This window comes from Helicobacter sp. 11-8110 (assembly GCF_003288905.1).
GTDB classification, from domain to species: domain Bacteria; phylum Campylobacterota; class Campylobacteria; order Campylobacterales; family Helicobacteraceae; genus Helicobacter_D; species Helicobacter_D colisuis.
This window is the reverse complement of the sequence record NZ_NHYL01000001.1, coordinates 294,552-309,051: the sequence shown is the minus strand read 5'-3', so window position 1 is coordinate 309,051 and position 14,500 is coordinate 294,552. Positions and strand designations below refer to the sequence as shown.

At 34.1% G+C, this 14,500-nt stretch carries 18 protein-coding genes; 13 read left to right on the top strand and 5 right to left on the bottom strand.

What is annotated here, in order from left to right:
- The first annotated feature begins 13 nt into the window (after positions 1-13).
- The 13 genes from atpG (at position 14) to folE (ending at position 10,381) form a co-directional block, all read left to right on the top strand.
- On the top strand, positions 14-898 hold the full coding sequence (gene atpG, locus CCY98_RS01425; RefSeq protein WP_112056821.1) for an ATP synthase F1 subunit gamma: 885 nt from the start codon (positions 14-16) through the stop codon (positions 896-898).
- A 24-nt stretch (positions 899-922) separates the two neighbouring features.
- On the top strand, positions 923-2,326 hold the full coding sequence (gene atpD / locus CCY98_RS01420; RefSeq protein ID WP_112057074.1) for a F0F1 ATP synthase subunit beta: 1,404 nt from the start codon (positions 923-925) through the stop codon (positions 2,324-2,326).
- A gap of 9 nt (positions 2,327-2,335) precedes the next feature.
- Positions 2,336-2,728 (top strand): ATP synthase F1 subunit epsilon, encoded by a 393-nt coding sequence (atpC, locus tag CCY98_RS01415; RefSeq protein WP_112056820.1) that lies wholly within the window; start codon positions 2,336-2,338, stop codon positions 2,726-2,728.
- Positions 2,725-3,291, top strand: coding sequence for a MotA/TolQ/ExbB proton channel family protein (locus CCY98_RS01410; RefSeq protein WP_112056819.1), 567 nt, complete (start codon positions 2,725-2,727; stop codon positions 3,289-3,291). The genes atpC and CCY98_RS01410 overlap by 4 nt, the downstream gene beginning before the upstream one ends.
- A 21-nt stretch (positions 3,292-3,312) precedes the next feature.
- Positions 3,313-3,705, top strand: coding sequence for a biopolymer transporter ExbD (locus CCY98_RS01405; RefSeq protein WP_112056818.1), 393 nt, complete (start codon positions 3,313-3,315; stop codon positions 3,703-3,705).
- Positions 3,698-4,450 (top strand): energy transducer TonB, encoded by a 753-nt coding sequence (locus tag CCY98_RS01400; RefSeq protein ID WP_112056817.1) that lies wholly within the window; start codon positions 3,698-3,700, stop codon positions 4,448-4,450. The genes CCY98_RS01405 and CCY98_RS01400 overlap by 8 nt, the downstream gene beginning before the upstream one ends.
- A complete protein-coding gene (gene tolB, locus CCY98_RS01395; RefSeq protein ID WP_112056816.1) occupies positions 4,451-5,731 on the top strand; it encodes a Tol-Pal system protein TolB in 1,281 nt (426 codons plus the stop codon).
- A gap of 77 nt (positions 5,732-5,808) precedes the next feature.
- Positions 5,809-6,333, top strand: coding sequence for an OmpA family protein (locus CCY98_RS01390; protein ID WP_112056815.1), 525 nt, complete (start codon positions 5,809-5,811; stop codon positions 6,331-6,333).
- 15 nt (positions 6,334-6,348) lie between these two features.
- Positions 6,349-7,215 carry a tetratricopeptide repeat protein gene (locus tag CCY98_RS01385; protein ID WP_112056814.1) on the top strand — a complete coding sequence of 289 codons (867 nt, stop codon included), beginning with the start codon at positions 6,349-6,351 and terminating at the stop codon, positions 7,213-7,215.
- Between the two features lie 15 nt (positions 7,216-7,230).
- A complete protein-coding gene (locus tag CCY98_RS01380; protein ID WP_112056813.1) occupies positions 7,231-7,746 on the top strand; it encodes a peptidylprolyl isomerase in 516 nt (171 codons plus the stop codon).
- A 26-nt stretch (positions 7,747-7,772) separates the two neighbouring features.
- Entirely contained in the window at positions 7,773-8,906 is a 1,134-nt protein-coding gene (truD, locus tag CCY98_RS01375) for a tRNA pseudouridine(13) synthase TruD (protein WP_112056812.1), read from the top strand.
- The gene (htpX, locus tag CCY98_RS01370; RefSeq protein ID WP_112056811.1) at positions 8,906-9,829 is read left to right on the top strand and encodes a zinc metalloprotease HtpX; all 924 of its coding nucleotides are present in this window, start codon (positions 8,906-8,908) and stop codon (positions 9,827-9,829) included. Before truD ends, htpX begins: the two co-directional genes overlap by 1 nt.
- Before the next feature lie 9 nt (positions 9,830-9,838).
- Positions 9,839-10,381 (top strand): GTP cyclohydrolase I FolE, encoded by a 543-nt coding sequence (gene folE / locus CCY98_RS01365; protein WP_112056810.1) that lies wholly within the window; start codon positions 9,839-9,841, stop codon positions 10,379-10,381.
- 18 nt (positions 10,382-10,399) lie between these two features.
- Here folE and CCY98_RS01360 read toward each other — a convergent pair whose 3' ends face one another.
- Genes CCY98_RS01360 through CCY98_RS01340 form a run of 5 tightly spaced genes read right to left on the bottom strand, consistent with a single transcriptional unit; the run spans position 10,400 to position 14,458 of the window.
- Positions 10,400-11,299: a phosphatidylglycerol lysyltransferase domain-containing protein gene (locus CCY98_RS01360; protein WP_112056809.1), complete on the bottom strand. Its 900-nt coding sequence runs from the start codon at positions 11,297-11,299 to the stop codon at positions 10,400-10,402.
- A 42-nt stretch (positions 11,300-11,341) separates the two neighbouring features.
- Positions 11,342-11,593 carry a hypothetical protein gene (locus CCY98_RS01355; protein WP_112056808.1) on the bottom strand — a complete coding sequence of 84 codons (252 nt, stop codon included), beginning with the start codon at positions 11,591-11,593 and terminating at the stop codon, positions 11,342-11,344.
- Positions 11,580-11,960 (bottom strand): flagellar export chaperone FliS, encoded by a 381-nt coding sequence (gene fliS, locus CCY98_RS01350; protein ID WP_112056807.1) that lies wholly within the window; start codon positions 11,958-11,960, stop codon positions 11,580-11,582. The genes CCY98_RS01355 and fliS overlap by 14 nt, the downstream gene beginning before the upstream one ends.
- 17 nt (positions 11,961-11,977) lie before the next feature.
- The gene (gene fliD / locus CCY98_RS01345; RefSeq protein ID WP_112056806.1) at positions 11,978-14,056 is read right to left on the bottom strand and encodes a flagellar filament capping protein FliD; all 2,079 of its coding nucleotides are present in this window, start codon (positions 14,054-14,056) and stop codon (positions 11,978-11,980) included.
- Between the two features lie 12 nt (positions 14,057-14,068).
- Positions 14,069-14,458 (bottom strand): FlaG family protein, encoded by a 390-nt coding sequence (locus CCY98_RS01340; RefSeq protein ID WP_258437827.1) that lies wholly within the window; start codon positions 14,456-14,458, stop codon positions 14,069-14,071.
- Positions 14,459-14,500: the final 42 nt, after the last annotated feature.

The following is a 14,500-nucleotide window of genomic DNA, read 5'->3' as shown; positions in this document are numbered from 1 at the left end:
GTAGGGAGTTGTTATGGGAAACAACTTAAAAGATATTAGAAAGCAGATATCAAGTGTTCTAAACACCCAAAAAACTACAAGAGCAATGAAGCTTGTTTCAACCTCCAAGCTTAAAAAAGCTGATGAGATGGCAAGACGATCTAAGACCTATGCAAATAAAATTGTAGAGGTGCTTGGAGAGATCAAAGCAAAGGTAGCAGGTGGGGAAAATGCGCAAGACAATCCCTATTTTATACCAGCTAAAGAGACAGGGCTTGTAGATATTGTTTTGGTGACAGCAGACAAAGGCTTATGTGGTGGTTTTAATATTAACACAATTAAAGAAGTTAATCGGATTATTCTAGAGCATAAAGCTAAAAATGCAAAAGTTCGTTTGCGCGTTATTGGCAAAAAAGCAATTGAATACTTTAAGTTCAATGAAATAGAGATTTTAGATAGTGCGGTGGGTTTAAGTGCAACGCCTAACTATGCTCAAGCTGCAGAATTTATCAATAAGGCAGTGAATGATTATTTGCAAGGCATGACTTCAAAGATTATTTTGGTGCATAATGGTTTTAAAAATATGATTTCTCAAGAAATGAAGGTTTCACAACTTTTACCTATTAATAGTATTGAATTATCTAAGGAGTGTAGTTCTGTCTTGGAAGTTGAACCAAATGAACAAGAAAATGAAGTTTTAAATCAACTAGCTAATAAATATATTGAATTTAGCATGTATTATGCTTTGGTGGATTCTTTAGCAGCAGAGCACAGCGCAAGAATGCAAGCAATGGATGCTGCAACTAATAACGCTGGAGAATTGGCAAAAAGTTTAACGGTTGCTTATAACAAAGCAAGACAAGAAGCAATTACGACTGAGCTGGTAGAGATTAATACCGGTGTTGAGTCTATGAAATAAGGAGTATAGTAAATGTCAGAAAATATGATAGGGAAAATAGTTCAAGTAATGGGTCCTGTTGTGGATATTGATTTTGAATCATATCTTCCAGCAATCAATGAAGCGTTAGATATTGATTTTTCTATTGATGGACAATCTCGCAAATTAGTTTTAGAAGTTGCAGCTCATATTGGTGATAATCGTGTTAGGGCGATTGCTATGGATATGACAGAGGGCTTAACTCGTGGCGAAAAGGTTGTTGCAAGAGGTAATCCTATTATGGTTCCTGTTGGAGAGCAAGTTTTGGGTAGAATCTTTAATGTAACAGGAGATGTGATTGATGGTGGTGAAGGTTTAAATAATCCAGAAAAATGGTCTATTCATAGGGAAGCACCAACTTTTGAAAACCAAAGCACAAAAACTGAAATGTTTGAAACGGGAATTAAGGTTGTAGATTTGTTAGCTCCTTATTCAAAAGGTGGTAAAGTAGGATTGTTTGGTGGTGCAGGTGTTGGTAAGACTGTTGTTATTATGGAGCTTATTCACAATGTAGCATTTAAACACAGCGGTTATTCTGTGTTTGCGGGTGTTGGAGAGCGAACAAGAGAAGGAAACGATCTTTATCATGAAATGAAAGAATCGGGTGTTTTAGATAAAGTTGCCTTGTGCTATGGTCAAATGAATGAGCCACCGGGTGCAAGAAACAGAATTGCTTTCACAGGACTTACAATGGCGGAATATTTCCGTGATGAAAAAGGTCTAGATGTATTGATGTTTATTGATAATATCTTTAGATATGCTCAATCAGGTGCGGAAATGTCAGCGTTGTTGGGTAGGATTCCTTCTGCAGTTGGATATCAGCCGACATTGGCAAGTGAAATGGGCAAATTGCAAGAGAGAATCACATCAACTAAAAAAGGTTCCATTACTTCTGTTCAAGCAGTTTATGTTCCTGCAGATGACTTGACTGACCCTGCTCCTGCTTCTGTTTTTGCTCACCTTGATGCAACAACAGTTTTAAATAGAAAAATTGCAGAAAAAGGGATTTATCCAGCGGTAGATCCACTTGATTCAACTTCTAGAATCCTTGATCCACAAGTAGTTGGTGAAGAGCACTATAAAGTGGCTACAAGTGTGCAACAAGTTTTGCAAAAATATAAAGATTTGCAAGATATTATTGCGATTTTGGGTATGGATGAGCTTTCTGAAGAAGATAAAAAAGTCGTTGAAAGAGCAAGAAAAATTGAAAAATTCCTTTCTCAACCTTTCTTTGTTGCTGAAGTCTTTACAGGAAGCCCAGGTAAATATGTTACACTACAAGAAACATTGGAAGGATTTAAAGGAATCTTGGAAGGAAAATATGACCACATTCCAGAAAATGCTTTCTATATGGTAGGTAATATTAATGAAGTTCTTGAAAAAGCTGAAAAAATGAAGGCGGGCGCGTAAGGAGCTTTAATGGAAACCTTGAAATTAGATATTGTAACGCCAGAGGGGAAGATATTTTCTAATAATGTCAAGAGTGTAACACTTCCTGGAAGCGAGGGGGAATTTGGGGTTCTCCCAGGACACGTTGGGATTGTAACTACACTTGATAGTGGTGTTATTGAGATTGAAAAACAAGATGGAAAAAAAGAAATAGTGGCTATCAACTGGGGTTATGCTAAGGTTGATGAGAGAAGTGTCGATATTTTAGCAGAGGGTGCAGTGGATATTAATGGTGATAGTGAAAGTGAAATTGCACAAGCTATTGCAAGCGCTAAAAAACTTCTTGAAGAATCATCAGATAATAAAGTTGCAGTTTCAATGGTTGTTTCTCGCATTGAAAATGCAGCAAAGAGCGTTTTATGAATTTAATGAATTTAACTGGCAACTATGGAATGACAACCATAGTTGTTCTCTCTTGGCTTTCTTTTTATTTTATTTTGGTTGTTTGGATTTTTTTGTATCGTTATTTTACTCTTAATTCTATGATTCAAAGAGAAAAAAAGAATGTGGAATGTCTTTTGAAAGGCAAAAATATTGTGTTGCGCGAATCTACATTTAATCTGAATGGAATCGATAGAAAAAAATCCGAATCTTTATTGCAATATTTTCTTAATAAAACAATCAAGGAAGCTACAATGGGTTTGACTTTTTTGGGCATTGTGGCTTCAACAGCTCCTTTTATCGGATTATTTGGAACGGTAGTTGAGATTTTGGAAGCTTTTTCAAAGCTTGGTATGGAATCTAAAGCAACTTTAGATGTGATAGCTCCTATTATTTCAAAAGCTCTTATTGCAACAGCTGCTGGAATTTTAACGGCGATTCCTGCTTATACCTTTAATTTGTTTTTAAAGCGAAAAGTCTTTGAGCTAAATACTTATTTGCAATTACAAGTTAATCTCTTGGCTTACTCAAAAGACAAAGAATAAAAGACAAAAGGAAAATACGCGGTGAATTTTAATTGGGATGAGAATCCAGAGCTTAATATCACACCACTGGTTGATATTATGCTGGTTTTGTTGGCTATCTTAATGGTAACAGCACCAGTAATTGTTTATCAAGAAGAGATTGCTTTGCCTCAAGGCTCTAAAACTAGCAAAGTTCAAGAAGATTCTAAGATTGAAATCCGTGTTGATTCTCAAAGAAAAATTTATTTAAAAGATGATATTTTAGATTTTAGGAGTTTTCCTGATGTCTTTATTGTTTTTGCTAATGGGTATGATAGAAACACGCAAGTTTATATCAGAGCGGATAAAAATCTTAAATACGATGATGTGATTTATATTTTAAAAATTGCCAAACAAAGCGGTTTTAGCAGAGTTTCATTAGTTACTGATGGATAGAATATTTTTTCTTTTTTTAAGTGGTATTGTCGCTATTTTTACCTATTTGTTTGTTGTGGGGATATTTTTATGGCATTTTTATGTTTTCAAAGATTCGCCAAAGCAATACACAACTTATAAAGAGACAAGTTTTAATGTAGCGTTGATTGAAGAAAAAAAAGAAGCTCCAAAAAAAGTCAATCAAACGCAAAAAAATAAAGAAAAAGAAAAAATAAAAGAGATTCCTATCAAAAAGGAAAATGCTTCAAAAACTGCAAATGTAGGCTTGGGTATCAACAAATTGTTTCAGCAAGTTGAAACTAAAAGAGAAGTTCCCAAAGAAGCTCTAAAGCCACAAAGTCAAAATGATAAAATAGCAAGGCGTAAAAAGGCTTTGGAGAGTATGCAAAAAAGAGAAGACAATTTAAAAGAAAATATTGAAAAAATTGTTTCTAATCTTGAAATTAAAAAAACAATGGGATTCCTAACTCCAAAGGGCGAGTATGATGAATTTTATGCAAAAGTGCAAGAAATTTTGTATGAAAATTGGAATCCAATACAAACACAAAATGAAAATCAATCTGAAATACAAATTACTATTGATTGGCAGGGAAAATTTTCCTATAAGGTTATAAAATTATCGGGAAATTTAGAATTTGATAAGGCTTTGCAAGAGTTTTTGGATATAATGCAAAATAAAGAATTTCCAAAATATGAGGGTGGAGATTCAACTAATATTATTGTAACTTTTAAGACAGAGGTGTAAATGAAAAAGATTTGTTTTTTATTTTTAATGAGTTTGAGTTTTATTTTTGGTAATCCAAATGTTGATGCAACTTTGGAGGTTGTTAAAAAATTTGACAATCTCCCTAATATTTTGGTTCAGTATTCTGGAAAAGATTATACCCAAAGAGAATATACGCTAAAAATATTTAAGATGCTGATTGCTGATTTGAAGGTTACTGGGCATTTTGCAGTGCAAGAGGGCGAGGGATTTTCTGGGGCAATGGCAATTAATTTTGATGAGTACCGTAAGTCTAAAGTGGATTTGGTAGCACGAGTGAGTGCAGAGGCGATACGAGATGATTTGGTTGTGAATTTGCAACTTTATGATGTTAATGCTGGAAATGTAGCATTAAATAAAGAATACAAAAGCACCCAATTATCGACATATCCGTTTTTAGCTCATAAATTAGCGGTGGATATTAATGATTATATTAAAGCGCCAAGTGTAGATTGGATGCAAAGAATGGTAATTGTGTCATATTATACAAAACCTGGCGAAAGCGATATTATTTCTAGTGATTATACGCTAACTTATAAAAACACTCTTATTAGCGGTGGTTTAAATATTTTCCCTAAATGGGCAAATGAAAAACAAAGTGCATTTTATTATACGAAGTATTTAGACAAGCCTACACTTTTTAAATTTGACTTACTTACAGGAGAGAATAAGCAGATTCTTAGTAGCGAGGGTATGTTAGTGGCTTCTGATGTAAGCAAGGATTCAAATAAGATTCTATTGACTATGGCGCCCAATGAACAAGCTGATATTTACTTGTATGATTTAACAAATGGAGCATTAAAAAAATTAACTAATTACCGCGGAATAGATGTAAGTGCAAATTTTATTGAAGATGAAAAACGCGTTATGTTTATTTCAGATCGTCTGGGTTATCCAAATGTATTTGCTGTTTCTGTAAATGGAGAGAGCGCGGGAAGTGTAGAGCAAATGGTTTTTCATGGAAAAAATAACAATGCGGCAAATGCGCATGGAGATTATATTGTTTATTCTAGCAGGGAAACGAGCGATGAATTTAGTAGAAATACTTTTAATCTTTATCTTGTTTCTACCCAAAGTGATTTTATTAGGCGATTAAGCGCTAATGGGGTTAATCAGTTACCGCGTTTTGCAAAAGATGGAGAAACAATTATGTATATTAAACACGAAAGCAATCAAAGTGCTTTGGGAATTATTCGTTTAAATTACAACAAAACCTTACTATTTCCGCTTCGCGGAGGGGTTATTCAATCTATGGATTGGTAAAACTTTATGTTTTATAGCACTTTAGCAAAAAATATGCTACAATGTTTTATCATTTTAAATAATAGGGAGAGAAATCTATGAAAAAAAGTTTAGTTTTTGGTTCTTTATTGGCTGCATTATTGATGGTAGGTTGTAGCCAAAAAAGTAGCAATGTAGATACAAGTAACACTCAAGATTCTGTTGCAGAGCAAAGTATTTCTCAAGGTTTTGTAAGTGGTCGGGATAATTTTGTGAATCTAGAAGAGAGAATTCAGTATGTAGAAGGTGGTTTGCAAAATATCTTTTTTGATTTTGATCAATTTGTGATTCGTGGAGATATGCAAAGTGCAGTTGATAATGATGCAAATGTTCTAAAAGACATAAGTGCAGCGCCTTTGAATGTAAGAGTTGAGGGAAATACTGATGAGTGGGGAACTGATGAGTATAACTATGCATTGGGCTTAAAAAGAGCAGTTGCTGTAAAAGATGCTTTGGTATCCAAGGGTGTTAGTGAAAGCAAAATTGTGCTTGTAAGCTATGGAGAAAGCAAACCTACCTGCACAGAGAAAACTAGAGAATGTTGGGCAGAGAATAGAAAAGTAACATTTAAAATGTTGCCATAAGTTTGGAGAAAGTGCTTGTTAAAACAAATTGGTGTAGTTTTAGTATTAGCTAATTTGCTTTTTGCTGAGGAGCCATCGGCTTTTAATGCCGGTGGCGATACTCTAATGAAAACTAAAGAACAAATTATAGATGAAAAACTTTTTAATCTTTCTAGTAAAGTAAAAAATCTTGAAGTCTCACAAGAGGGATTGAAAAGTGTTTTTGAAGGTCAGCTTCAAAGAATTCAAGAGGTTTCTCGTGAGTTAAATACGCGAGTTGATGAAAATAATGCAACAATTGCTAACATAAAAGAATATATGGAAGCAAATTTTGCTACACAAAATGAAAATATTCAAAAGTTACAACAAAGCATTGCAGCTCTTGGAGAGTTGATTCAAAAGGTTGATATGCAGACTAAATCTGAAATTGATGTTATTAAAAAAATGCTTTTGGATGAGGGGCAGCAAGAAAAAAAAGAAGTTAAAAAAAATAATTCAAATCCAAGACAAACTGATGCTAAGGTGGCAGAAGAGTTAAGAGATAAGCCATTAGCAGAAGTGTTTGCAGAGGGTGAAAAATTGCTAGAACAAAAGCAATATAAAATAGCAAGTGAGTATTTTAAAAAAGCAGTTGATGGGCATTACAAGCCTGCTCGAGGGAATTATTTGTTAGGAGAATCGGCTTTTTATCAAGGAAAATATGAGGAAGCAATTCAATATTATAAAATCAGTGCGGAGCGCTACGATAAGGCGGATTATATGCCTTTATTGATGTTGCATACCGCACAAGCTTTTAAAAAACTCAATAATAATGAAAATGCTTTGAAGTTTTTAGAATCTTTGGTGGCGCTCTATCCAGATTCTAAAGAATCGCAAGAAGCAAAAAAACTTTTATTTAAGTAATTTAAGGAGAATTTTATGATAGAAAAAAATCAAGTTGTTAGTATTGAATATGAAGTAAGAGAAAATGGCAAAGAAGAGATTTTAGATTCTAATATTGGTGGTAAGCCTTTAGAATTTATTATGGGAGCAGGCGAGATTATCAAAGGGCTTGAAGAAGCAGTTGCGGAAATGTCTGTAGGGGATAAAAAGCAAGTTATTATTGCTCCAGTAAATGCTTATGGAGAATATGTATCAGATTATATCCAAGAGGTTCCAAGAGATCAATTTGTGGGTATTGATTTGCAAGAGGGTATGACGCTTTTTGGTCAGGGAGAAGATGGTCAAACTGTACAAGTGATTGTAAAAGATTTTAATGATGAAGTGGTTATTGTAGATTACAATCATCCTTTAGCAGGGAAAGAATTAGATTTTTCTGTAACAATTCTTGGTGTGAGAATGGCTACTGAAAAGGAATTGGCTTGTGGATTACATCATCAAGAACAACATGGTCAAGGCGGTGGTTGCTGTGGTGGAGGGTGCGGTTGCCACTAGAGAATTAAAACTAAAAAGGCTAAATAGTGGATTATTCCTATGCCTATACGCACTCAAAGATAGTTTTTTACTTCAAGCAAAGTCCGCGTGATTTTGTAGTAGAAGAGATTCCTCTCTATTCTTTTGATGGGGAGGGAGCGCATTGGATTGTAAAAGTTCGCAAAAAAAACCTGACAACTTTTGAATTAATTAATTTTTTTTCTTCGTATTTTGGAGTCAAATCAAGTGAGATTGGCTATGCAGGTTTGAAAGATAAAAATGCATTAACCATTCAATACCTTAGCTTCCCAAAACATCTTATTAATAAAAGCCTTTTAGAATCTTTTGAGCATCCAGAAATCAAGATTTTAGAGATTACTGCGCATAATAATAAGATTAAAATCGGACATTTAAAGGGGAATAAATTTTTCATAAGATTAAAAAAGCTAGATAAGCTAAATTATCAAAAAATACAACAAGTTGTGGAAAAAATTAAACAGCTGGGGATTCCAAATTATTTTAGCTATCAACGCTTTGGTAAAACTTTAGATAACTATTTATTGGGGCAAGAAATTGTCAATGGCAAAAAAAAGATTCGCGATAAAAAAATGCAAAATTTTTTTATTAGTGCCTATCAAAGCCATCTCTTTAATGAGTGGTTGTCGCTAAGAATCAAACTCTCTCATTTGATTGAGAAAATTGATTCAAAAGATCTTTATAGGGCTTTGAGTTTGCAATTTGAAAATCAAATAATACCAAAGATTTTTTTAGATAAAGAATATTGTAAAACGCTAAAAGAGCAGAGTCATTTTTTTAAACTATTAAGTGGCGATTATTTATGCCATTACCCTTTTGGTAAAAATTTTCTTACAAAACAAGAGACGATTTTAAATGATTCTCAAAGGTTTGCAAAAAAGGATGTTGTCCCAACAGGATTATTAAGTGGTATAAAAGCACAAATTTCAGAGAATGAAGCAGGATTTTTTGAAAAAAATTTTGTGGATGAAAAAATTAAAAGTGTTGGTCAAAGGCGTTATGCTTGGATTTTTCCAGAGGAATTAATTTTGTGCTACAAAGAAGAAGAAGCTCAAGGTGAATTAGCATTTTTATTGCCTAAAGGTGCATATGCAACTAATTTATTAAGAGAATTGGCGCATAGTGAAATTATGGGAGAAGAGTAATGTTTGACAAAATTATCCAAGAGAATCGCTTTAAAACACAATGTGTAATTATTCTTTATGTGGCTATTTTTATTGTTATTGGTTTGTTAGTAGATATTGTTCGGATAAATGCTAGTAGTCTTTTGGGTGGATTTTATGCCTTGCTTACTTTTCAGCAGTTACCGATTGTTACACTTTGTTTGTTGTTAGTAGCGTGTGGGATTGTTTATTATACCATTGGTCATTTTAAGGGTATTTTATTAAGTGGAAATGAATACAAAGAGATTGTTAAAGGTTTTGAGGAGACTTCGCAAGAAAGGGAATTAAGCAGAATCTTAGATGAATTAGTTAGGGAAGCGTGTTTGGATTTTAGACCTAAATTATACTTAATGGAAGCTCCCTTTATGAACGCTTTTGCAAGTGGTTGGAGTGCGCATAATTCTTTGATTGCATTAACGACGACTCTGGTTAGGAATCTCAAGAGAGATGAAATAAAAGCGGTTATGGCGCATGAATTAAGCCACATTAGACACGAAGATATTCGCCTTACTCTTGTAGTAGGAGTTTTGAGTAATATTATGCTTTTAGTGGTAAATTATGGAGTTTATATGTTTTTAGGAAATTCCAGAGAGAGAGGCGCAAATACAGCAAGAAACATTCTTATGATCTTGCAATTTGTTTTGCCTTTGCTGACACTTGTTTTGCAAATGTTTTTAAGTCGAAGTCGTGAATATATGGCTGATTCTGGGGCTGCTTATCTTATGGGAGATAGTATGCCTATGATTCGCGCATTGCAAAAGATTAGTGGTAGCTATGCGCAATCTGATTTTAGTGAAGTTGATACAAATCCTACAAGGTCGGCACTTTATATTGTTGGATTTAAAGAGATTTTTAGCACACATCCAAGTATTGAAAATCGAATCAAAGCTTTACTTGGAAAATAAAGGAAAATAATGGAAGATTGCATTAGATCTTTTTTTGATTATATTGGAGAGGATAAAGCAAGAGAGGGGTTGCTAGAGACGCCAAAGCGAGTTATAAAGAGTTGGGAACATTTATATAGTGGATACAAAAGCGATCCTAAGGAAATTTTGGGTAAATGTTTTAGCGATGGGGCTTGTGATGAAATGGTGGTTTTAAAAAATATTGAGTTTTATTCGGTGTGTGAGCATCATCTTTTGCCTTTTTTTGGAAAGATTTCTATTGGTTACATTCCTAATTCAAAAGTAGTTGGCATCTCCAAGCTTGCAAGACTTGTAGAGGTGTTTTCAAGGCGATTACAAATTCAAGAAAAAATGACAGGGCAGATTGCTGATACAATTATGGAAGTCTTACAAGCTAAGGGAGCGATGGTGGTTGCAGAAGCACAACATATGTGTATGGTAATGCGTGGGGTAGAAAAGCAAAATAGTATAATGATAACAAGTGCTGTTCGTGGGCTTTTCAAAAGTGATCATCGCACAAGGGAAGAGTTTATGGGGCATATACACAATTAGCTTTAAAGTGTTGAAAAATCACCTTAAAGAAGCATCAAATTTTTTTTGTAAGAAAAGTGGCTGATAAGATTGCTTGGCTTTTCTTAAGCCCTCAATCCCTAAATCCTCTTCGCGATTGACAAGCGCATAGTCTTTCCATTGGTTTGCTAAAAACTCACGATTAATAGCTTGATAAGCTCCTTGATATTCTATATCTGCTTTTTCAATATGAATTACAATGGTATTGTCATTAAGTGGCTCTCCAAAACTAAAAGCAATGATTTTTTCATCAACGCGTAAGATTCCACCATCAAACTTTAAACACTCTAGTGCTTTAAGTGATTCGATAATACCAATGTATTCATTTTTTAAGCCATTACTTGCATTATCACTAATCCTTCCAAACCATTCTTGATAAGTGTGAATAAGCTCTTTGGCATTGGTTTGGTTTAGAGATTCGTAGCTAAAAGGATAGCGTTCTATAAAACGATTGAGATGCGTTTTTTTCTTGTGATATTTTTTGCCTTTGAGCTCAATGAGTTCGGGAATTGAATAAACATAATCGCTTCGGTCCTCACGATAGATAAAGGTAAAAGTATTGGGCATGAGAAATTCTAGCTCTTTTTTATCTATTTCGCTTAGAGAATGGATAGAGAAGTTCAAGCCATTTGCCTTGCAATATGACATCATATCTAAGATACATTGCCTTTTAGCCTCTGGATTATTTTCTTTGTGAAGGGGATAGAAAATAAAGGGATTTTCATTAGGGTATTGGGTCTTAATAACAAGACAATCATTAAAAATAATATAGCTAATATGTCTTGAATAATGCCATAAGTAAAGGTTTGTGAAAGTTAAATCTGAAACAAGAATCTTATTATTTGCAAAGAAGCTATCAAGAATTTCCTTGTCTTCTATGCCAATTGGTTTCCATTGCATTGTAATTCCTTAGTTTTAAAAGAGAAATTTTAATACAAAGAATTAAAAAGATAAATTAAGTTTTTGCACTCTTTCTTGTTTGGGCAAGAATTTTTTGGTTTGCTTGAGCTTTCGCATTTCTTCAGCAAGTTTAGCTTTTTGGGCGCGTGCGTATTCTCCAATTTGCTCTAAAACAGCCAAGGCTTCAAACATTTCATCGCGAGTTTTTAAAATAGGAGTATTTGCCATCAACTCTGTAATTTTTGCATCATTTTTGTTGAGATATGCTATTTTGAGTTCATTAAGCCAATTCATTTTGATTCACCTCTTTCCATGCTTCAAGTAAGCCTTTAGCTACTTTGATAACAATATCAATTTTTTCTTTACTATTTTCCATATTTGCTTGAGTTAAAAGTTTGATTTGATGAGTGTAAAGCCCTGTTAGATAATGGGCAACTTGTCCGCCTTTTTCATAATCTAAAGAATTAAGAAGCTCCACAAAAATATCTGTTGTGCGATTGATATAATAAATTTTCTTTTCAATATCATTAGCATCAATGCATCTCTTTGCCATTGAAGCAAAACGCAAAATACCCTCATAAAGCATTTCAACTAATCTTGCAGGAGATTCGACTGCGACAGAATTTTGTTGATAGGAACTATAAGCTAAATTACCTTTCATCATCTAACCTTTATTTTTTAAGAATTCATTGCTTGATTGATAAGCTGAGTAATGGTCTTTGAAGATTGTTGCATTTGTGCAATCATTTGATCATAAGCTGACCATCGCTCAGCCATAATATCATACTTGTTGTCAATGGATTTTTGGGTGGAAGTTTTGTCACTATTGAGTGTTTTTTGCTCATTCACAAGCGTTGATTCTAGGATTTTTAGAGTGGAATTACTACCTGTGATTAAAGAATCCATTGTATTTCTAAGTTGCGTGAAAACCCCATCAATCTCAACACTTTCGCCTTTGACCGTTTTGGTAGAGCTTCTAAAAAACTCTACAGCTGCATCTGGATCTTCTTTGAAGGTGGTATTAAAAGTATCTTCTTTAAAAGTGAGTGTCCCATCTTCATTCATATAAACACCATATTTAACAAGACTATTTCGATTTGCATCAGTGGAGTTGATAATAGAATTAAGTTGCCTTGTGATACTTCTAATCTCACTATTTCCATTGAAAACTCCAGCAATTTCGGTTTCTTCATCGTATTTGGTAAGTTCTTGGAGTTTGTTATACATTTCATTATAACTTTCTACAAATGCTTTCATTTCTTCAGCGATTCCCTCATCGTCTCTAGCGATTCTCACAATTACATCTTTTCCTGTTTCGGTTACCGAAGTTAATTCTAAAGACAATCCAGAAACAATATCATCAATACTATTTGTATCTCTTTCAATTGGGATACCATTGTAAGTGAGTTTAGCATCTTGTGCTTTTTGGATATTGGTAATGTCCATTTTCTCTAAAAAGCTTTTGCTAGAAGTGTAAGATCCCGCTGTTAAACCAATAGAATCTAAGACTTTTTGTCGTTCAGATGCATTTGCTCCCTTAGCAGCAATATTGATAGTTTGCCCATTATTAGAATTGAGCGTAAGAGTTCCTTTGGTTGGATCTCCACTAGCGGTGATTCCTGCCTTCTGTAAATCTGCATCATTATTAATGGCATCCATAATGGAAGTAAAGTTCTGTTCGGCGGTATTACCTGATTTTGTTAAATTGCTTAAATCAAACTCTCTTCCATTGATTGTAAAAGTCCCTGTAAGAGCACCTGCTGTAATTTTCATATCCACAAGACCTGTATCGCTACCGACAGTTTTTTTTGAAAATCCTAAGTCTGTATCGACAGCACTCGTGCCTTGAGCAGCTTCTACTTTAATACCATTTGTGGTAACATTAATCGCTCCTCCTAAAGAATCATTAAGCATAATGCCTTTGCCGCTATTATTTAAGCCAATAGTGATTTCGCCACTATCGACTTTCTTTTTTAGAACGGCAAGATTAGGATCAGTATCAATTTGATTTTTAATCGCATCAACAATTAATTTTGCATTATCTTCAGCTGTATTTCCATAATTGCTTCCGATTTTGCTCATATCAACACTGATTTTCTCACCGCCAATTTCAATCTCAAGTTTTCCTTCGGTAATTTTACCCCCTGGAGTAGCGGCACTTTCTAAGGTGCTACCAAAATAGACTTTGTTGTCTGCACCAGAATTTTTGGATTGAATCATTAATTGATAAGGGTTGTCTCCTCCTGTTTTCATAATGATTCCCATTACTTCTCCATTGGTTGCATCTGTGATGCTTTGTGCAACATCTGAGAGAGTCATACCTGCTTTGATATCAATGTTATAGTTTGTTCCATTGTGATAAAAATCCAAAGTTGTGTTTTCATTGCTAAAAACACTATCTCTTGAGGCGAATTTCAATCCAACTTGATTGACATCATTTTGTGCAAGTTGGGAAACATTGATTGTAATGTCTTGAATAGCTAAACCATCTCCAGCAGTTGCTTTAACTCCACTACCTTCTACACTTGCTTGTCTTCTTTGATAAGTGCTATAATCAGAAAGATTTTTAAAGCTCGTATTGAGTGAAGTCATCATGGTTAGCAATGAAGTAAGCTCAGTTTGCTGCTCCATATTTTTTTCAATTTTTTTAGTGATTGGGTCGATTTGTTGGCGTACATTAAGTTCTTTCATTTGTTCGATAACATCCCAAGTAAGGTTGCTTGAGATTCCTAATACAGATTGTGTTCCTAGTGCCATACTCTCTCCTTTTTAGGCTTGTTTATCAAAAATCATTCCCACAATTTCTTTCATCTTTGCCATAAGCTGCATTGCCTCATCGCTTGGAATCTTGCGAATTAAACGATTAGTGTCTTTTTCGCTTACGGTAATGTATAGCCCTTCAATATCTTCGCTAAAATTAAAAGCGATACTGGTGTTTAAAGGGCTTAATTCTTTATTAAGCTGTTGAGCTAGCTCATTAAGCTTTTGTTTTTGCTCTTCAGTATTGTCTTTTTCTTCTTGAGCTTGCAACCTTTGTTGTTGAATCTCTGAAGAACTTGTTTGATTTGCATTATTTCTTTGACTTGCATTATTTCCTTGTTGATAAGGATTTATTTGCATGCTAGCAATATTCATTCCATTTTCTGAAATATTCACCATAACCTCCTTGTTGATAGATGAAATTATTTTAAAAGTATATCG